14 protein-coding genes are annotated in these 22,020 nt (G+C 38.2%); 3 read left to right on the top strand and 11 right to left on the bottom strand.

The features are described 5' to 3' along the window. Positions 1 to 101: 101 nt before the first annotated feature. Entirely contained in the window at positions 102 to 2,726 is a 2,625-nt protein-coding gene (gene mutS / locus QSG86_RS09860; protein ID WP_317031322.1) for a DNA mismatch repair protein MutS, read from the bottom strand. Positions 2,727 to 3,038: 312 nt separating this feature from the next. Then, positions 3,039 to 5,060 carry an alpha/beta hydrolase gene (locus QSG86_RS09865; protein ID WP_317031323.1) on the bottom strand — a complete coding sequence of 674 codons (2,022 nt, stop codon included), beginning with the start codon at positions 5,058 to 5,060 and terminating at the stop codon, positions 3,039 to 3,041. Between the two features lie 280 nt (positions 5,061 to 5,340). Between QSG86_RS09865 and QSG86_RS09870 the strand changes: the two genes are divergently transcribed. Beyond that, entirely contained in the window at positions 5,341 to 5,574 is a 234-nt protein-coding gene (locus tag QSG86_RS09870) for a hypothetical protein (RefSeq protein WP_317031324.1), read from the top strand. 127 nt (positions 5,575 to 5,701) lie between these two features. Here the strand turns inward: QSG86_RS09870 and QSG86_RS09875 are convergent, their stop codons facing one another. Then, entirely contained in the window at positions 5,702 to 7,072 is a 1,371-nt protein-coding gene (locus QSG86_RS09875; protein ID WP_317031325.1) for an amidohydrolase family protein, read from the bottom strand. A 291-nt stretch (positions 7,073 to 7,363) separates the two neighbouring features. Between QSG86_RS09875 and QSG86_RS09880 the strand changes: the two genes are divergently transcribed. Continuing rightward, the gene (locus tag QSG86_RS09880) at positions 7,364 to 8,236 is read left to right on the top strand and encodes an alpha/beta hydrolase (protein ID WP_317031326.1); all 873 of its coding nucleotides are present in this window, start codon (positions 7,364 to 7,366) and stop codon (positions 8,234 to 8,236) included. A 274-nt stretch (positions 8,237 to 8,510) separates the two neighbouring features. Here QSG86_RS09880 and QSG86_RS09885 read toward each other — a convergent pair whose 3' ends face one another. The 7 genes from QSG86_RS09885 to QSG86_RS09915 all read right to left on the bottom strand — a co-directional run bounded on the left by QSG86_RS09885 (position 8,511) and on the right by QSG86_RS09915 (position 17,748). Then, complete coding sequence (locus QSG86_RS09885; RefSeq protein ID WP_317031327.1) at positions 8,511 to 9,425, bottom strand: ABUW_2363 family tetratricopeptide repeat lipoprotein; 915 nt, start codon at positions 9,423 to 9,425, stop codon at positions 8,511 to 8,513. 111 nt (positions 9,426 to 9,536) lie between these two features. After that, the gene (gene cysE / locus QSG86_RS09890) at positions 9,537 to 10,343 is read right to left on the bottom strand and encodes a serine O-acetyltransferase (RefSeq protein WP_317031328.1); all 807 of its coding nucleotides are present in this window, start codon (positions 10,341 to 10,343) and stop codon (positions 9,537 to 9,539) included. After that, complete coding sequence (locus QSG86_RS09895) at positions 10,343 to 11,188, bottom strand: RNA methyltransferase (protein ID WP_317031329.1); 846 nt, start codon at positions 11,186 to 11,188, stop codon at positions 10,343 to 10,345. Before QSG86_RS09895 ends, cysE begins: the two co-directional genes overlap by 1 nt. Before the next feature lie 23 nt (positions 11,189 to 11,211). Beyond that, positions 11,212 to 14,781, bottom strand: a complete 3,570-nt coding sequence (gene dnaE / locus QSG86_RS09900) for a DNA polymerase III subunit alpha (RefSeq protein ID WP_317031330.1) — start codon at positions 14,779 to 14,781, stop codon at positions 11,212 to 11,214. A 137-nt stretch (positions 14,782 to 14,918) separates the two neighbouring features. Further along, entirely contained in the window at positions 14,919 to 15,614 is a 696-nt protein-coding gene (locus QSG86_RS09905) for a methionine ABC transporter permease (protein WP_317031331.1), read from the bottom strand. Next, positions 15,611 to 16,639, bottom strand: coding sequence for a methionine ABC transporter ATP-binding protein (locus QSG86_RS09910; protein WP_317031332.1), 1,029 nt, complete (start codon positions 16,637 to 16,639; stop codon positions 15,611 to 15,613). Before QSG86_RS09910 ends, QSG86_RS09905 begins: the two co-directional genes overlap by 4 nt. Before the next feature lie 233 nt (positions 16,640 to 16,872). Then, positions 16,873 to 17,748 carry a MetQ/NlpA family ABC transporter substrate-binding protein gene (locus QSG86_RS09915; RefSeq protein WP_317031333.1) on the bottom strand — a complete coding sequence of 292 codons (876 nt, stop codon included), beginning with the start codon at positions 17,746 to 17,748 and terminating at the stop codon, positions 16,873 to 16,875. A gap of 607 nt (positions 17,749 to 18,355) precedes the next feature. Between QSG86_RS09915 and QSG86_RS09920 the strand changes: the two genes are divergently transcribed. Beyond that, entirely contained in the window at positions 18,356 to 20,542 is a 2,187-nt protein-coding gene (locus QSG86_RS09920; RefSeq protein ID WP_317031334.1) for a phosphocholine-specific phospholipase C, read from the top strand. Between the two features lie 102 nt (positions 20,543 to 20,644). Here the strand turns inward: QSG86_RS09920 and purD are convergent, their stop codons facing one another. After that, positions 20,645 to 21,928: a phosphoribosylamine--glycine ligase gene (gene purD, locus QSG86_RS09925; protein WP_317031335.1), complete on the bottom strand. Its 1,284-nt coding sequence runs from the start codon at positions 21,926 to 21,928 to the stop codon at positions 20,645 to 20,647. Positions 21,929 to 22,020: the final 92 nt, after the last annotated feature.

Here is a 22,020-nt window from a genome sequence, read left to right on the forward strand (position 1 = left end):
GATCAAAGATGAGGTATTTTGCATCAATATACAGGATATTTAACTAATATTGATGCATGCGATAAAAAGAGCAACCTAAATTTCTCTTTAGTTAAATAGCGTTAGTTTGAACATTTAAGTTGCTCTTTTAATGCATAGAGCTGCTCTAATGCCTGACGCGGTGTAAGGTTATCTACATCGATATTTTTTAACATTTCCAATGTTGCAGAAGGTTTTTCAATCTCAATAATTTCAGGTTCGGCAACAGCAGTAAATAAATCACTTTGAATCACTGGATTGACTGTTTTTTGTTGCTGATTTTCTAAAATTTTTAAACGATTTTGCGCTTCTTTGATTACATTAGAGGGAATACCGGCTAATTTTGCAACTTGTAAACCATGACTTTGGCTGGCCGGACCTGCTTGTACTTTGTGTAATAAAATGAGATTTCCTTTAAGTTCTTTTGCTGTGACATGATAGTTATCAATTCCCATCTCTTTACTTAATTCGGTCAGTTCAAAATAATGGGTTGCAAATAAGCATAAACATTTAATTCGTTTTGCCAAATCAAGCACACATGCCCAAGCTAAAGATAAGCCATCATAAGTACTGGTACCACGTCCAACTTCATCCATCAGCACCAATGACTGATGCGTTGCATGATGTAAAATTTGTGATGTTTCAGTCATCTCGACCATGAAAGTTGATTTTCCTGTCGATAAATCATCAGCAGAACCAATACGTGTAAATATTCGATCAATTGGTCCAAAACAAGCCGCTTGTGCCGGAACAAAACTACCACAATACGCCAATAGGGTAATTAATGCACTTTGTCGCATAAACGTAGATTTTCCACCCATGTTAGGGCCAGTAATAATGGCTAAACGATGATTAAAATCAAGTAAAGTATCATTCGGAGTGAATGCAGATTTACTTAAAGCCTCCACGACTGGATGTCGGCCAGCCGTAATCTGGATGCCAATCTCTGGGCTAAATTCAGGACGTATCCAGTTTCTTAACCGTGCTTGATGTGCAAAATTAGCAATTAAATCCATGTGTGCAATGGCACTACTCATCATTTGTAAATTTGCAATATCTGCACGTAACTCATCTAAAAGTAGCTCAAAAAGCATTTTTTCACGAGCTAAGGCACGTGATTCACTGGATAAGACTTTATCTTCAAAGGTTTTTAATTCTGGTGTGATATAGCGTTCGGCATTTTTTAAGGTCTGACGACGAATATAATGATCGGGTGCCTGAGAGGCTTGACCACGGCTGAGTTCAATATAATAGCCACTGACACGATTATAGCCAATTTTCAGTGTATTAATACCTGTTGCTGCACGTTCTTGTATTTCTAAATCAATCAGATATTGTCCTGCATGATCACGAATTTTTCGCAATTCATCTAATTCAGCATCAAAACCTTCTGCAATGACATGACCATCACGAAGCAGGACGGGAGGGTTTTCCACAATGGCGGCAATAAGATGTTGATGAAGAGCATTAAAATCGCCCAACTCTTGATTGAGCTGTGCGATCAGTCCATCTTGATGTTGTTGAATTACGGGGCTAATGGCATGACGTAACAACGGAATTTGTGCACATGCCTGGCGTAACTGGATTAAATCTCGTGGTCGAGCACTTCCCAATGCAATACGGCTTAAAACGCGTTCGATATCACCGATTTCTTTAAGAATTAAACGTAATGGTGTTTCATGATAGCCGTGTAATAGATGTTGAATGGCATCAAGCTGGGTATCTAGAATTTGAGTATCACGTAAAGGTTGCATTAATGTGCGGCTTAATAAACGGCCACCCATAGCCGTTTGACAATCATTAATCAATTGAAATAGTGAAGTACCATGTTCAAATAATGGTTCGATCAGTTCTAAATTACGCCGTGTTACTGGATCTAAAGCAATAAAATCACTGCTTTGTTCAAGCCGAATACTACGAATATGGGGGAGAGCTGTTTTTTGGGTTTCTTTTGCATAATGTATAAGTGCTGCAGCGGCTGCTTTGGCTAAAGGTAAATGATCAATACCAAAACCGGATAGTGTGGCAACAGCAAACTGATCGCAAAGGGTTTTTTGGGCATTATTTAAATTAAAATCGACATTCGGGCGTTTAGTAACAGGGCATTCAATCTGTTTTTGAATCACCTCAATAATATTCTGATCAACAATATTTTCATCAAGTAAAATTTCACTTGGCATCAGTCGTGCCAGTTCAATCATCAGCTGTTCAGGCTGATAGTTTTGCTGTTGTACTTTAAAAATACCGGCACTAAGATCGAGCAGTGCAATACCAATTTCATTCTGTTGTAAACACAATGCGACTAAATTAGAACTTTGATGTGCGCTTAATAATGCATCATCGGTCAATGTACCTGGTGTAATAATACGGACCACACCACGTTCAACTGGTGCTTTACCCGTGACCTCACCAATTTGTTCACAAATAACAACAGTTTCGCCTTTTTTAACTAAACGTGCGAGATAACCTTCTGCGGCATGAAAAGGAACACCTGCCATTGGAATAGGATGACCATTGGCTTTCCCTCGATGTGTGAGTGTAATACCTAATAGCTTGGCTGCTTTTTTTGCATCATCAAAAAATAACTCGTAAAAATCTCCCATACGATAAAACATCAGTGAATGAGGATGTTGCATTTTTACGGACATATACTGTTGCATCATCGGAGTAAGCGTAGAGAAATCAGTCATTGTTTCCGTAAGGTTCATATAGGGAGAATCCTTATAATTACATAAATAAAAAATTATTTTAAAATAGTCTGTCGAGAGAGCTCGATGTCAGCTATGTTTTGAGGTGCTTTGATTTTAGCAAAAAATAAGCGGAGAAAATATTGATAGATTCATTCAATATCGAGCTGGATGATGCTTATTTTGGCGCTATACAGTTTTGAGTACGCAAATCAGCCAGATGACCGTGTTACCTTATCTATGAGCAGTCGAAGCCCCAGTATGATGATCACAGATGATGACCCATCTGATGACCAGTTTGATATATATCATTAAATCATAGGATGGCTTAAATCAAGGTTGATATAAGCCAAGGTCAATGAGATGACGACGTAAAATACGACGTAATTCTAAAACAGCTTCTGGTGTTTCTTGAATTGAATGTCCACCATGCAGTATTTTTTCAGATAAGGCTCCCTCTAAATGTGCGCTTTTATAAGGAACAATGCCATCTGTAATGACTTTCGGATCTGAACTGTTGGTAATATTTCCCATAATACTGTGAAATTTTAGCCCAGGTTTTGGCATAATATCTTCAGTGATTTTAGTGAAATTAGAATTTTTACTTAAATCACTAGGTCCATTTTCAATTAAGCCATGACCTACCTCTTTAGAAAAATCTTTTAAATTTACTTCGCCCTGTAGTGTTTCTGCAAAAGCCTTTAAGAAGGCACCTGGCAGACGAATAATTTTACGTGCAGCAAGTGTAAACCAGCGATCGGCATAAGCGGTACCTCGATGTGGCGCAGAGACAAAAATTGCCCGACTAAAGTATGGTAATGGTTTCATTTCCAGACGTGCTTTGAGCAAAGGATCATTTTTTAGCTTAGTCAAGCGTTTTTCATTTTTAACCAAATTAAATGCTTTCTGGGTAATATTTGCATCGCTGACCAATAGACGAGTAATAATTCCCCCCATACTATGACCAATAATTACGGCATCTTTATATGCAGCATCATTGGCATCTACCAGTTCAAATGCTTGTTGAATAATGGCATTGACTTGAAAACGACTTTCTAAAATTGGCATATTGGTTGAATAAAATACTTGCCAAACTTGATAATGATCACGTAGCACTGGGTCACCCATAATATCGTTTGTTAAACGAATCCATGCTTCAGGACTACTGGCCAAACCATGTACTAAAACAATGACCTTTTTATCTGGATTATAGGGCTCAAGCATATATAAATGTGGCATTGTCAAATTTTCATCACGATCAATCAGTGATAAATAAGCAGAGCGTCCTAAATTATTTTCAGCCAGCCATAAACCATAAGGTGCCGAAAAATTTGCTGCCAAGGGATATGTTTTACCTTCAATTTGGGTACTGTCATAACGATAAGGATTATAAATTTTTAATGAAAATTCTGCCTGATTAAGTAGCTCTTCTATTGAATCATTATGATGAGTGGGTTCCGCAGTAATGGTCGCTGCCAAATAACGGGCAGGGTGTAAGTTTGGATTGCTTCCTTCAGGATACTGATAATGTAAGGGATCTAAAATATATTTGGTTTTATCATCCAGATCGTTTTTTTTATCACCAGAAAGTACCATTAAAAATTCTGAACCAAAACCATCTCTACGGGTAATTGAGCGTAAACCTGAAAAATTCATATTATAACTTGAAATCAACTGTTCAATTTTTTCATTATTTTTACTTTTCATTTTATGTGCATGATCGTAGTCGACTTTATAAGTACTTTGACCAATTTTAAGTGCTTGTAATGTATCTGAAGGTTGATGACGTGCAGAATAAGTTTGTACCAGTTTAGCAATCGCTTGATTATAAAAATCACGAACTTGTACCTGTCTATTATCAAAAATACGATCCTGAGGACCGCGTTGTGTTTTAAAAAGATAGGCATAACTATAACGAATACTTTTATCGAGCATAGCCAGTTCATCATCTAGACACTGATCATAATTTTTCTCTGCAAGATCTTGTTTTTCTTTTGACTTATAGCTTGTGAGCGAACTTATTTTACAGTTTGAAGATGCATCTAAAGCTAATGCTTTGGCCAAATACAGCTCACTGGCCGTTGCATAGACTAACTCATCTTGAATTTGCGACACTTTTTTAAGTGAATTAACACATTCAGTTGGCTGTTCTGTACAGTATTTAGCATCACGCCCTACCATGGTTAGTACATTGACACTGGCTTCACTGGGCTTATTTCGTGAAATGATACTATCACGTTCGTTGGCAATACTGACATTCAGTGCTTGCTGTTTAACACTTACAACTTGACAACCAGTCAACAATATACTGTTTAAAAGAACAATAAGACTGACTTTTTTTATCGAGTTAAACATAAGTGGATCTAATCTAAGCAAAAATGTTTTTCTTATCATAAGATGATTTGGAATTTTTTAAAATCATTCGCAACAAAAAATAGCGATTGTAATTGTTATTCGCTATGACGACTTGCACAAAATCATGAGAATACCGAGTAAAAACCACGCAGTGATTGTCGTTCAGGATTTAAAAGTAGCCAATATGTCGAAATCAACACAAGGTGCAATGGAAGAGTAGGATAAAAATCTTAAAGTCAAATCAGACTGAAACAAATTTATTCTAGATCAAGGCTGGTCGATGCTTGTCCGTATCTTGGCGGATCAGCAAACTTGGCGAGCTGGTTTATGGCTTAAGATTGCAACTAAGTATACCAATCGAACCGATAGCTTGTGTTGTCATGCTGCAAAAGAAAATCGACAAACATCGGCGACATGTGAGTACGTTGAGTGTGATTTTAGCGAGAATGCGGACTTAAGCGCTTTGGGTAACATTTTAGCGTTAGGGTATGCTGTATTGTCTATGGCGGGGTAGATGTGGTAAAGATCTCTATAAAGCAGAAGGCAAGCGAAATCCGTAAGGAAGCCGCTTAAACACTTTTGCTTTTAGAATCCTTGTCAAACAAATTTTGCAAGGTGCGAGTCGAAAATGAGCAAGTATGTCAATCAATGAGATTTTTATAGATCACACCATTTTTCATAATAATCAGTAAATTTTTTTCAGGATCTGCCAGTAAATTTATATTTTCGATAGGATTAGCCGTGATTAATAAAATATCAGCCAAGGCACCTTCTTCAATGACGCCTAATTTACCTTTATAGGGGCTACGTTCACCAGAAAGTTGTAATAGTTCAGCGTTGGTTGATGTTGCCAATTTTAATACTTCTGCTGGTGTATACCAACGTGTCATTGTTGTGAGTAGGGCACCTTGATTTTTAGTCATTTGTGGATTAAATAAAATATCAGTTCCCCAAGCCACCTTAATATTATATTTTTTTGCAAGTTCAAAGGATTTATCGGTACCAGCTTGTACGTATTTTTGTTTCTCTCGATTTTCACCTGTCTGTGGATTAGCAAATTCATTATCGATAAATGCTTGTGAACTCAGCCAAGCGCCCTTTTGTGCCATGAGTTTGGCGGTATCATTATCGATGAGCTGACCATGCTCAATGACCTTAACACCACTATTTAAAGCTGTTCGAATTGATTTGGGCGTATATGCATGTACTGATACATAGGTTCCCCAGTTTTCAGCAGCATTTACGGCTGCTTTAAATTCATCTGCTGTATATTGTGCAACATCAATCGGATCATAATGTGAAGACACACCACCACCTGCAGCAAGTTTAACTTGTGATGCACCTAACATCAGTTGTTCGCGGGTACGTTTTAGTACTTCAGCAGTACCATCTGCAATCACACCACCTCCTAGGACTTCACCACGACTTAACATATTATTGGTCGATGGAATTTCATGGGGTAAGCGAAAATCTGCATGTCCACCGGTTTGAGAAATAATCGCACCTGATGGCCAAATACGTGGGCCGTCAATCATCTGGCTATCAATGGCACGTTTTAAAGCAAAAACAGGTCCGCCTAAATCACGAACACTTGTAAAACCACGCATTAAGGTATTGTTTGCTTCTTGTGCAGCAATAAAGTTTAAATCAACTAGGTCAATCGTCAGCATTTTACTTGCAGGTAAAGCCGCAAGCATGGTATGCCAGTGTGCATCAATTAAACCTGGCATCAGAAATTTATGTTGACCATTAATGATTTGAGTATTGGCGGGTATATTTATCGCTGTTGATGAAATTTTATTAATCTTATTATCTATGATTAAAACATTCATCGGTGGTGAAATTTTTGCAGATACACCATTAAAAATTTGTACATTTTGAAATAATATAGGTCGATTTATTGCACTTTTTGTTGCTGTAATATCACGCTGAGCGGGTGTGTGGGCATCAACAGCGTTGATCGCGCAAAAAAATAATAAAGCGCAATCTCTAATCAGTTTAAATATAGGCATAATCATGTCTTCTCTAAAGACGAATTAAAATTATAAAAATATTGTAGGTTGATTCTGCCAAAATACTATTACAAGATATAATGGGTTTTGTAAAAGGAACTATATGCTTTTTCAGGATATTTTATGAGTAAAGTATCATGATGGTGATTTAATCATGGCAGAAGATTAATTTTGATAATTAATGGCTATTTGATAATGATTATTATTATAATATTGAAATATTTCTCGTTAGACATTAAAGCAAAGATGAATTTCATATTAAAAAATATACGACGCTACTGTTGGGGGGTGATGTTATTAATAGGTTTGAATAGCATACTATATGCCAAACCAGACATAAAACCATTAGGGGCTAATATTGCACAGCTTGGTTCACAGTACTATGACTTTAAAATTAAAACATTTACCTCACAAGATCAACAAAGAACCTATCAAGTCTGGTTAGGTATTCCTAAAATAAATAACCATCCAAAAGCAGCGTTTATTTCACTCTTTATGCTGGATGGTAATGCCGTGATGTCACATTTAAATGACCAGCTGCTACAACAATTGGCACAAAATAATGCGCCTGTTTTGGTTGCAATTGGCTATAAAACAGATTTGCCTTTTGAATCGCATTCTCGTGCTTTGGATTATACACCTGCAGATTTAACGACAGCTAAACCGGCACCAGATCCAAGAAATACCGAGCGTATGAGTGGCGGAAGTCATGATTTTAGAATGGTGATTATTAATCAGATTGCCCCTTGGGTAGAACAGAATGTAAAACTTGATCCTACGCATAGAGCAATTTGGGGGCATTCATATGGGGGACTATTTGTTTTAGATAGTTTGCTGGCAGGAGAGTATTTCAGTCACTATTTTGCAGCGAGTCCATCTTTATCGTGGGCTAATCAGCGCATCATTGAAAAAATAAATACAGTCGCGGTTGATATGCCCAAACAAAAACATTTATTACTGATGGAGGGTGATCTTAGCAGTGATCAGACTGAAAATAAAAGTATCAATTTTGATCAGCAAGGCATTGAGTCTAACCGAAAAATTCTGGCTTTAATTGATCAACAGGGTGTAGATGCTAAGTTTTTGATTTATCCCAATTTAAAACATGGTCAAGTCTTTAAGGCGGCATTGATGGATGTCTTATTAAACCAGCTTTATCAATAGGATACAGATCAGGCAGAGGATGAGGTCCCCGAAAATTTTATTCAAATAAAGCGTATTTTAAATTTGCAGCTAAACTCACCATGTGAATAATGACAAAATTGGTTTATTGATCTGATCGTGATGAAGATTGGCTAACAATATGCAAGGACGTTAGATTGATTTTATTATTAGAGAAAGCGTTTTATCCGTGCTGTAGATGATTATTTTTTAACTAAAGGACAATTGAGTCTTGATGTTGAGTACAAAACGACAATTGTCCTCTAAAATACAGATACTAATTTTTTGGAGTCATTAATTGCCAGACATTCCAGCGCCCTTGTGTTTGAATCTCTTTAATTAAACGATCTGTAACCTGTGCTTCTTGTGGATATTTAAGCTTATAATTTTGTAAAATTTGAATCGCATTTTTCTTTTGTTCCATACCTAAATAATTGTTGGCAGCAACCAGATATGCTTCTTGTACACCACCTTGCATGGCATTATTTAAATATTTTAATGCTTCTCGTTGACCACCACCTTCAGATAAACCAAAGCCAAACCAGAAGTTGGTTTCAGGATCTGTTTGATTCAACTTTAATAAACGTTGTGCATAATCTAATGATTTTGTGGTGTATGCTGCGCCTAAATCTAGATTACGCCCCATCACACTGGCTTTAAACGCACGTAGTAATACATCATAAGATGCATTATTTGCTGCTGCCAGTACATCGAGTTGCTGACTTACTTCTTTTAATTTACGTTCATAGCCTTTACGTTCCTGACGGCTGGTAAATTGAGGTGGGTAGTGGCGTGCTTTACCTTCAACAATTAATAAAAAGTCATCAATGTCAGTGACATCAAGCTCATTATTGCCTGCCAAAGCAGCATACTTCATATGACGTGATTTGCTATTGACGGTTGGAACAATTAAGCGATTTGTATCGAGCGTAACAGATTTAGATGGGTCACTTGGAAGATTGATCACCACTTTAGTGACAGGTTGAGCTGCTGCTTGTTGTAATTCCACTTCAAATGCAGGAGGTGCATTATAATTAAATGGATTAAGTGGATAAAATGGTGCTGAAATATCTGGCTCTGTAAAGACAATGGCCTCTTTATTGGTGGCATTATTACTTTTTGTTGGTAGTGAACCGCAGGCGCTGAGAATGGATGCTGCAACAAGTGTTATTGCCAAAGGCTTTATGGTCATATTAATCTTCCAAAATTATTTTTCATGTCATATAGGCATGTTGATCAGTCTAAAAAAAGCTGACCAAACATGCAAGTAACCACGTGTTACAATAGCGTGAGTGAAATCTGATTATTTTGATGCAGCAGTTTGAGCTTCACATTCACGTCGGACTTCCTCGATGATTTTTAACTCTTCTTCACTAAAAGGTTGTGCTGTAATTTGCTGTTTGGTAAATGTTGGATCTAAAAGAGAAAGCCTTTGACACAAGGTATTCATACGTTTTTCATTGCTTTGAATACGATCAAGTAATACGCGCATTCCTTCCAAAATTGGATCAGATTGGTCTGGTGTTGCTGCATATGCCTGAAAACCAATACTTTGTGCATAATGACGACGACGTACTTCATCGTCATCATGAGGTTTATCTTTGCTAATAAAGCGAGCGGCACTTCCTACAGCTGTTGTATCTGCTGGAACAGCTTTGGTGACGACTGCATTGGAGCCTATTTTGGCATTTTTACCCACTGTAAATGGGCCTAAAATTTTAGCACCAGCACCGACAACAACACCATCTTCAAGTGTCGGATGGCGCTTACCTTTTTGCCATGTTGTCCCACCCAAGGTTACACCATGATAGAGCGTGACATCATCGCCAATTTCAGCAGTTTCGCCAATCACCACGCCCATACCATGATCAATAAAAAGACGTCGACCAATTTTAGCGCCAGGATGTATTTCAATACCAGTTGCAAAACGGCTAAAAGAAGACAATAAGCGTGCTGAGCCTTTACAGTCTTTTTTCCATAACTCATGTGCAAAGCGATGCATAATTAATGCATGTATACCCGGATAGGTGGTTAAAACTTCAAGTGTGTTCCGTGCAGCAGGATCGCGCGCGAAGACAGCTTGTATATCTTCTTTGAGCTGTTTTAGCATTATTTAAGATCCTTTTTTAAATCAAGCGTTGCTGTTTTTTTCCATGTGCCATCATTCATCGCTTGAACACGACTAAATATGCCACGAAGTAAGTGATATTCCATACGATCTAATTGTATACGTCCAAATAAACGACGCAAGCGTAATGGCAATAATCTTGGATTTTTAGGATCTAAAAATTCAATATCGGCTAACATTTTTTCTAGATGTGGATAAAATTGTTCCATTTGTGCATGGGTCACCAAGGGTTCATCCCATTGCATATCCTCAGTTTCTGTCACATGCATTAATGCTTGTGGATCTACAGATTGATCAATCTGTGCCATTGCAGCCATACGCATTTCATAACAAATCACTTGAATAGCTTGAGCAACATTAAGTACACCATAATCTTGATTAACTGGAATCGTGACATGATAGTTGGCCAAAGCCAATTCTTCATTGGTTAAGCCACGATCTTCACGACCAAAAATAATCGCAATTTCCTGTTGATGTTGTATAACGGCATTTAAGGATTTTTCTGCGGCGGGACGAGCATCAAGTAAGGGCCAAGGAATTGTTCTGCTACGGGCACTGGTTCCAAAAACCAGATGACAATCCTGAATGGCTTCTTCCAGTGTAGCGACAATTTGAATATGATCAATTAAATCACTGGCACCTGCAGCCAAAGCATCAATATCTGGATGTGGATAGGTTTTAGGTGCAACTAACACGAGCTTGGATAAGCCCATGGTTTTCATTGCGCGTAAAGCACTACCAATATTTGCGGGTAGGGTGGTATTCACCATGACAATACGCACATGGGAGAGATGTGCTGATACAACAGCATTGTCAATTTGATTCATAATGTTTCCGACTTAAACTTTAATTAAGAGTATTGTTGAATATTCATTTGATAGAGATCCATGGCATCATCCATAGACAGTCCTTCAGCAGGTGGAGGAATTTCGATAGCTTGTGCTGGTGGATCATTGATGATTTTTGCGGCTTTAGATTTCACATGGTATTCAATATGTATAGCATCTGGACCGAAATAATCACGCAATTTGCTTAAAACATCATCTAATGGAGCCACTTTCCACGCAATACCCAATTGGCATTCTGCATGGGCATAGGGAAAATCAAGTAAAAGTTTGACAGGAATATGGGTCATCATATCAATATGGGTATACGGCTGTAAGATACGTGCTAAATCCTGTGCCAAGGTAGGCAAGAGGTGTTCTGGGTGGAGCTGTATTTGAATACTGTTGGCTCTTTTTTGTCGAATTTCATTGATGCTAAAGGCTTTACTTAAACGACCCAAAGGACGATCAAATCCTTCACGTTCATAAATTTCACCTTCAATAACAATGACTTTTTCCAGTTGAATAATCTCTTTAAATCGTTGAAAGCGTTCATGATTTGAGGATACCTCAATACGTGAAGTTCCATCATCCAAGGTAATCATCATACGATTTGGAAAGTTGGCAATATCGACGACTAATCCCGCAAAAACAGTGGTTACACCGCGACGCGTTGGCGTTAATTCATTAATGCGACATGGAATAAACGATTTAAGTTCAGGACGATAAACATCAATCGGATGACCGGTTAAATATAAGCCTAAAGTATCTTTTTCACCTTTTAAACGAATTTCATCTGACCATGGTTTAATGGGTTTGGCTGGTTTACGTTGTACTTCGGCAACTTCACCAAATAAGTCCATAATCCCTGTTTCGCGATTTTGTCGAGCCTGTTCAGCCGCTTGTACTGCCTCAGGGAGTTGCAACATTAAACGAGAACGTTCAATACCCAAACAATCTAATGCACCTGCACGGATTAATGCCTCTAAAGTTCGTTTATTAATTTTCTTTAAATCAATACGATGACAAAAATCAAATAAATCGCAATATGGACCATCGTGTATACGTGATTCAATAACGGACTGCATCGCTGCTTCACCGACACCTTTAATTGCACCTAAGCCATATACAATCGTTTGTGGGTCACTGGCATGAAAGTGATACAGTGACATATTAATGGAAGGGGGAAGCACTTCAATATGATTATTACGACAGTCATCAATTAAAAATACAACGTTATCTGTATTTTGCATTTCTGATGACATGACTGCCGACAAAAACTCAGCTGGATAATGTGCTTTTAACCATGCTGTTTGATAGGCCACCAGTGCATAGGCAGCAGCATGGGATTTGTTAAAGCCATAACCAGCAAATTTTTCCATATAATCAAAAATATGATTTGCTGTATCTTCATCAATCTGTTTTTTAGCAGCACCTTCAATAAAAATTTGCCGTTGCTTAACCATTTCTTCTGGTTTTTTCTTACCCATTGCACGACGCAATAAGTCAGCACCCCCTAACGAATAACCCGCACAAAACTGTGCTGATTGCATGACTTGTTCTTGATAAACCATAATGCCATAGGTCGGCTCAAGTACTTTTTCTAACAAGGGGTGTAAATATTCGAAAGATCCACCATGCATACGGTGAATAAAGTCAGGAATAAGATCCATCGGACCTGGACGATATAGCGATACGAAGGCAATAATTTCTTCAAATTTACTTGGTCGTGCCTCCTTCAGCATTTTTTTCATACCGACGGATTCAAACTGGAATACTGCAGTGGTATTGGCTGTTGCAAAGATGGCATAGGCCGCTGGATCATCGAGGGGGATATAGGAAATATTAATCGCTTGCTTGACATCGGCACGTGCATTGATATGTTTGATGGCATCTTCAATAACAGTCAGATTACGTAAGCCTAAAAAGTCAAATTTAACTAATCCTGCCGCTTCAACATCATCTTTATCAAATTGTGCAACACGTGCACTACCATCGGCTTCACACATGACCGCTGAATAATCGGTCAGCTTCGTCGGTGCGATGACTACACCACCAGCATGTTTACCCGTATTTCGCGTAATACCTTCCAGTTTAAGGGCCATTTCCCAGATTTCAGCAGCATCATCATAATCAGGATTAGAAGGATTGGTAACAATATCTTTAAGTTGGGGTTCTGCTTCAATCGACTCTTCTAAACTCAGACCTAAAGGTTTTGTTGGAATCATTTTAGAAATACGATCAGCTAAACCATAAGATTTGCCTAAGACACGTGCCACATCACGAATTGCACCTTTAGCAGCCATAGTACCAAAGGTTGCGATTTGAGAAACAGCATCTCGTCCATAGGTTTGGGCAACATAGTCAATAACACGATCGCGACCTGCAATACAGAAATCAACGTCAAAATCGGGCATCGATACCCGTTCTGGATTTAAGAAACGTTCAAATAAAAGATCATAACGTAATGGGTCAAGATCGGTAATTTTTAGACTATAGGCCACCAATGATCCAGCACCAGAACCACGTCCGGGACCAACAGGAACCCCATTGTTTTTTGACCATTGGATAAAGTCCATGACAATTAAAAAATAGCCAGGGAATCCCATATCCAAAATAATCTTGACCTCAAATGCTAAACGCTCATCATAAGGTTGACGAATTTCTGGCCAATTGTCTGTACGTTGCTCTGGCGGATAAAGAAAATTTAAACGCTCTTCTAGCCCTTCTTTTGACAGATGAGCAAAATAGCTTTCAATGGTATAACCTTCAGGAATTGGGTAGTCTGGTAAGTCATTGAAACCTAGACGTAAGGTAACATTACAACGTTTGGCAATATGGAAGGTATTTTCAATCGCAGTTGGAATATCTGTAAAAAGTGCAGACATTTGTTCGGCATTTTTAAAATATTGTTCTGGGCTATAGATCTTGGGGCGACGTGGGTCACTGAGCACATAACCATCAGCAATACAGACACGTGCTTCATGTGCATCAAAGTCATCTTTGCTTAAAAAATGCACATCATTGTGTGCAACCACACCAATGTTATATTTTTTAGCCAACTGAACGGCTTCATGGATAAAGTCTTCTTCACCTGGACGTTCAGTTCGGGTTAAAGCCAAATAAACACGATTACCAAATTTTTCAATCCATTGTTCTAATAAAGGTTGTGCTTTTTGTGGATTAGAGGTACAGAGCATTTTTCCAACATCACTCTGCATACCCAGCAGTACAATGAGATCTTGGTTTTGTTGTAAGATCCATTCTTTTTCAATACACGGAATACTTAATTGTTGTCCACGAATAAAGCCTTCAGAGACTAACTCAGTTAAATTACGCCACCCTTTATTGGTCATTGCCAGTAAAGTAACACGATGTTCTGTATCATTGAGGCGTACATTAGAACCTAGAATTGGTTTAATCCCTTTATCTAAGCACTTTTTATAAAATTTGACCGCTGCATGTAGATTGGATAAATCTGTTAAAGCTAAAGCAGGCATTGCATCATTTGCAGCAGCTTTAATTAAATCAGGTATGCGTACGATAGATTCTGTAATTGAAAATTCTGTATGGATACCAAGATGTATAAAGCGCATAAATGAGTTCCTGCAAAAATCATTGATTATTTTAGCACGCTCTGCATCAGCTGATGGATTAAAATTTATCTGCTTCTCGGTTGAATAAATATAAGCCCTAGAGATCGGGCTTATTTTATGCATTTATAGGGGCTTGACTATCTTAAGCGAGCCAACCATTCTCCTAACATTTGTACCATCTGGACTAAAACCAGCAATACAATCACGGTCAAAATAACCACGCTTGTATCAAAACGTTGGTAGCCATAAGAAATTGCCAAATCACCAATACCACCCGCACCAACAGCACCAGCCATTGCTGTTGCACCAATTAAGCTAATGGTGGCTGTGGTTAAATTAAGAATCAATGAGCTACGGGCTTCAGGGATAATAAATTTAAAAATAATTTGTAAAGGTGTTGCACCCATCGCTTGAGCAGACTCAATAATACCGTCATTGACTTCTAGCAGCGAAGTTTCAACCAAACGGCCAATATAAGGTCCAACATAAATAGTTAATGGTACAATCGCTGCCCATGTACCAATCGATGTTCCAACAATAAATTGGGTTAATGGAATAACAGCAATTAATAAAATGATAAAGGGTAAGGAACGTAGTGCATTGACAATTGGATTAAGCCCATAATAAATGATTTTATTGGCTAAAATTCCTTCAGGTCGTGTGACCACTAAAATAATTCCTTGCGTAACTCCCCAAATACAACCAAAAAGCATTGAAAAGAACACCATATTAAAGGTTTCTTGTAATGCTGTAACAAATTGTCCCATAGACAACGCGCTGGTCCAAAATGGTGCGGTGATTTGAGTTAACCACTCAACAATCATGTCTTTCATGGCTGAACTCCCTTCGATTGTTCTACAGAAACCCCTTGTGCGCGAAGAAATGCGATTGCAGCTTCTACAAGTTGTGGATCACCCAAAAGTTGGATAAACATTTGACCAATCACTGTGCCGTTAATTTCAGTCATATTGGCAAATAAGATATTTAAACTAATATCAAACTGTTTAATCACGGCTTGAATGACTGTTTCCTGTGCCGAATGACCTAAAAATTTTAAACAATAGATACTGTTATGATGTTTATCAGCCAAATTATTTAAAATATTTACGGGTAATTGCTGTTGTAACACAGTTTGAATAAAAGTTTGTGTAGTGGGATGTTGAGGTTGACTAAAAATCTCTAAGGTAGAACCAGACTCAATTACGCGCCCTTGTTCCATGACGGCTACATAATCACAAATAGATTCGATGACATCCATTTCATGTGTGACCATGACAATGGTAATACCTTGCTCTTTATTGATTTTTTTTAATAGTGTGAGTACAGATTGTGTTGTCTGTGGATCGAGAGCAGAAGTCGCTTCATCACACAGTAAAATTTGTGGATGATTCGCCAGTGCGCGGGCAATACCAACGCGTTGTTTTTGTCCACCAGATAATTCATCGGGGTAGGCATTTCTTTTATGTGCTAAATCAATAAAAAGCAATAGTTCTTCTAGGCGTTTTTCACGCTCAGCTTTACTATAACCTAACAATTGCAACGGCATGACAATATTTTCAGCAACCGTTTTAGTCTCCAGTAAGTTGAAATGCTGAAAAATCATACCAATATTAGCGCGTTTTGTACGTAGTTCTTTGGCACTTAAAGCAGTAAAGTCAATATCATTAATCATGATTTGACCTTGGCTAGGGCGTTCTAACAGGTTGATTAAACGAATTAGTGTACTTTTTCCTGCACCACTATAGCCAATGATGCCAAAAATACAGCTTTGCGGGATTTGTAAATTAATGTTATCTAAAGCACGTACGGTTTGACCATTCAATTGGTAGTGCTTAGAAATATTTTTAAATTCAATCATAAGGTCAAAAACTAATGTCAATAAAAACAGCGCAAGTGGTTTATCTGTCAAAGATAAGGGCAGAGATTCTAACTTACTATTTAATTTCTGTTAAATAGTCAGCGTGATTGATTTCTATTTAACGGTTGTTTTCTGCAGCAAGGTTTAGATCACATTATCTCTGGGATGATTAATTTAAAATGCCAACCAGTAAGACTGATTGGCATTCCTGTGTGTTATTCAATTATGATAATTTAATGTGTATCACTAAACTCACTAACAGGTTTATTGACCGCAACTTTAGTCCCTGCAAATTGATCATTAATATATTTTTGTACTTTTGGTAAGTGATATAGCTCACCCAACTTGGTATATTTTGGATCATTTTTATGTGCTTCACCGACACCGAGTAAGTTGACATAAAGTTTAGTACTTTTATCTGCAGATTCACGAAAGATTGAATCTTTAAGTACATTTAAGCCACCTTCTAATGCCAAGGTGTTACCCAAGACAATTGCATCGACATCTTTTTTAACACGTACGGCAGTGGTCATTTGAATGGGTTTAAGCTGTAATTTTTTTGGATTGTCAACGATATCATTTACCGTTCCTTTACCCAAATCAAAACCGTCTTTTAATTTAATTAAACCCGCAGCTTGTAACAATGATAAGGCACGTGCTTCATTGGCAGTGTCATTTGGAATAGCAATAGTTGCGCCTTGAGGGAAAGCATCTACTGACTTAATGGTATTGGTATAGATTCCCATTGGTTCCAAATAGGTCGTTGCAATAGGATAAACTTTGGCTTTGTTTGATGCATTATATGCAGCTAAATAGTTAAATGACTGAAATGCATTTACATCCATTTCACCATTTGCAACAGCGGTATTTAATACCACATAGTCATTTAAATTATTGACTTCTAGATTAATACCCGCAGCTTTTGTTTCAGGTAAAGCAGCGATATATTTCCAGATATCAGTATCTGGGCCTGTAGATACAAGACGAATTTTTTCTAATTCATTTGTAGCTTTAGCATCTTTTGCAGCATCTTGAGACGCGGGCTGTTTGCTACATGCACTCAGCAGAATAGCGAACAGGGCAACACTTAGACCAAGTAATTTTTTCATGAATCATCCTACATAAGCATTCAGATACTGTACATTCAGTATTATACGACATTAATGAGAGTCATCATTGCCTGTTGTAAGTAGTCAGTATCTGTAAAATGGGTGCTATCATAGCAATAAAAGTTTATTCAATATAGTGAATAAAAACAGCATGCTTAGCATATAAAGTGTAATAGTTTTTTTGAATTACAGTTAAATTGTATATGAAACAATTAGTTGTTTTTAATTTCTCAAATGAATGATAATGATCATTTAGTTATATATTTATATAAAATTTTGTCAATTCTAAATCTAAAAAATAGATAAAGACTCTTTAGGTGATTGTGGTAGCGAGTCAATTTTAAGTTGACTGGACGGAATATAGCGCCAATGTCATCAAAATGTGATGAAACGATCATCAAGGTGTCATCCGTACACGATTTATTATCAGGACGATTAATCATGTAGTAAATATCATGCGAATGTATATTTTAAGCTTAATATTATTGAATAGCCTGTTGTTGACGGGGTGTAATGAGGGAGATGATACTGTTGTTTCCACACCTGATTCTCAGCCCGCATGTACGATTCATTGTGCACCATAATTAAAATAAAGGAATACAATCAAATGAATCGTCGTGATTTTTTAATTAATTCAAGCAAAATAATTTTTGGTAGTACAGTAATCAGCAGTTTCCCACTCAGTATTCAAAAAGCTTTAGCAATTGATGCAAAGGTAGAAACAGGCACGATTAAAGATGTCAAGCATGTGGTAATTTTAACGCAGGAAAATCGCTCTTTTGATAATTATTTTGGTACCTTAAAAGGCGTACGTGGTTTTGGTGATCGCTTTACCATTCCTTTATCAGATCAGCGTAAAGTGTGGCAGCAGTATGATCAAGATAACAATCAAGTTTATCCTTATCATCTCGATAGTCGTCTGGGGAATGCCCAACGCGTCAGCGGTACGCCACATTCATGGACAGATGGTCAGTATGCTTGGGATCACGGTCGTATGGGGAATTGGGTCAAGCATAAGCATCCACAGTCTATGGGATATTATAAAGAACAGGAGCTTGAATTTCAGTTTGCATTAGCCAATGCTTTTACCTTATGTGATGCCTATCATTGTAGTATGCATACGGGTACAAACTCGAACCGAATGTTTATTTGGACAGGAAGCAATGGTCCATCAGCCGCCAATGTGGCGAGTGTCGTCAATGATCTTGATATGATTGGTCCTTCTAGTACAGGGTATAGTTGGACGACCTATCCTGAGCGGTTACAACAAGCGGGAATTAGCTGGAAAGTTTATCAGAATATGCCTGATAATTTTACAGACAATCCTTTGGCTGGTTTTAAACAATATCGTTTAGCCAATGAGCAGTCGGGTCAGCCTGTGACACATGACGGTATTTGTCCAGCCTATGATCCAGCCATTGATCATCAGCAGCCATTATATAAAGGGATTGCCAACACGATGCCTGATGGTGGTTTTTTGGGTGCCTTTAAGGATGATATTGCAACAAAAAATTTGCCTCAAGTGAGTTGGTTAGTTGCACCAGCGACATATAGTGAACATCCCGGACCTTCCAGCCCCGTACAAGGTGCATGGTATATTCAACAGGTTTTAGAAGCATTAACGGCTGATCCTGATTTATGGAGCCAAACTGTTTTTCTGATTAATTTTGATGAAAATGATGGATTCTTTGATCATATACCATCACCTAGTGCACCATCACGAGATTCATCTGGCCGTGTATATGGAAAAACCACTTTAGGCGATACAGATATGGCGTTTGAATATGCCATTCATCCTAAAGCATCTGCTGGACAACCCGATTTTACCGATCCAGAGGTGAGTAATGGAATAGGGGTCTATGGCCCTGGTGTACGTGTCCCAATGTATGTGATTTCACCTTGGAGTCGTGGTGGATGGGTTAATTCTCAGGTATTTGATCATACGTCAGTTATTTTATTTTTAGAGCAGTGTTTTGCTGTGCATGAGCCGAATATTAGTCCATATCGCCGTGCAGTTTGTGGTGATCTGACATCTGCTTTTGATTTTAAAACACCCAATCATTTGGCACTTCCACAATTGTCTGGAACGCGCAGTAAAGTCGCTGCAGATAGCATTCGTCGTGAACAAAGTTTATTACCGCAAATTACTTATCCAATACAGCAGGCATATCCAACTCAAGCCACAGGTATACGTCCATCACGTGCGTTACCTTATATTTTACATAGCAGTGTACAGCTTGATGCTGATAGCAAAAGTTTAACGTTAAAATTTGCGAATACTGGACAGCAAGCAGCCGTTTTTCATGTTTATAATCAGCTTAATTTAGAGGATATCCCTTATCGTTATATGGTTGAGGCAGGCAAGACCCTTGATGATGTAATTGATATTCCCGAACTGGCTTATGATCTATGGATATTAGGGCCAAATGGTTATCATCGTCATTTTAAAGGTCATTTAGGGCAGGAGATTCAAGTTGATACACTGCCTGAAATCCGTGTCTGTTATGCAGAATGTAGTCATGATATTTATTTAAAACTGCGCAGTGATCGTGCTCAAAAAGTTAAATTTAACGTTCAGGATAATGCTTATTTGGGACAACGCATATGGCAGGTTGAAACATCGCCTGATGAGCAGGAATTACATTGGGATATGCATGAATTTGGCGGATGGTATGATTTTACGGTTACTCTTGAACAGGATCCATCTTATCAGCGTCGTTTTGCAGGGCGTATTGAAATTGGGCAGGATTCGATTTCTGATCCGTTAATGGGTTATCGTCTAGCCAACACATAATTGATTTATAATTGTAGTCAAAGGTTATAAACGATGACGATATAAAAAAATTGGACACGCTGTGGTGTCCAATTTTTTAACTAAGATAGCGTAGTCTAGTGGCTAAGCATTTTCACGAGCAATTGCGCGATAACCAATATCTTTACGATATTGCATACCATCAAAAGTCACTTTTTGACACAATTCAAGTGCTTTCGCCTGTGCTTCACCGATGCTATTGCCAAGTGCTGTGACACAAAGTACACGACCACCTGCAGTGATAATTTCACCTTGACTATTTTTTGCTGTACCAGCATGAAATATTTTGGCATCGTCCATCACTGTATCTAAGCCAGAAATGACATCATTTTTACTGGAAGATTCTGGATAACCTTTTGATGCCAAGACAATACCGACAGTTTTACGTTCATCCCACTGTGCTTCAGCAGGCAAGTTACCCGCGATACCTGCTTCAATTAATTCAACCAATGACGATTGTAAACGCATCATAATCGGTTGAGTTTCAGGATCCCCGAAACGGCAGTTAAATTCAATGACACGTGGTTGACCTTGCTCATCAATCATCAGACCTGCATATAGGAAACCCGTATAAACATGTCCATCGGCTTTCATTCCTTCAACCGTTGGACGCATCACCTCATTCATGACTTTGTCAAATACTGCCGCAGTAACGACAGGTGCAGGAGAGTAAGCACCCATACCACCTGTATTTGGGCCTTGATCAGCTTCAAATATACGCTTATGGTCTTGCGAAGTAGCCATTGGTAAAATATGATCACCATCAATCATACAAATAAAAGATGCTTCTTCACCTGCTAAAAATTGTTCAATGACCACGCGTGAGCCAGCATCACCAAATTTATTCCCTGCAAGCATATCATCGATCGCATCAAATGCTTCTTGATTGCTCATGGCCACAATAACGCCTTTACCCGCAGCTAGGCCATCGGCTTTAATGACAATCGGTGCACCATGTTGTTCAACAAATGCTTTTGCTGCATCAACTTCAGTAAATACATCGTAAAAAGCTGTTGGAATATTATGACGTTTTAAGAAGTGTTTAGCAAAAGCCTTAGAGCCTTCTAATTGTGCAGCAAATTGGGTTGGTCCCCAAATTTTAAGACCGGCAGCACTACAAGCATCTACAACCCCATTGACCAGTGGTGCCTCTGGACCAACGACAATCAATGCAACATCATTATTTTTAGCAAAATCGATGATGGCAGCATTGTCTTGAATATCTAAAGCAATATTCTCACATTTTGTTTCATCGGCTGTTCCAGCATTGCCGGGTGCCACAAATACTTTTACCACTTTATGATCTTGTGCGATTTTCCATGCTAGAGCATGTTCACGACCACCACTACCTAAAACTAAAATATTCATCGGTTTTATTCCTTGAACTGAATCCCCCTTAGTCCCTTCGTGAAAAAGGAAAAATACCAAGAGGAGGATACACAAAATGTGCAAAAACCCTC

Source organism: Acinetobacter sp. SAAs474 (genome assembly GCF_032823475.1).
Lineage (GTDB): Bacteria > Pseudomonadota > Gammaproteobacteria > Pseudomonadales > Moraxellaceae > Acinetobacter.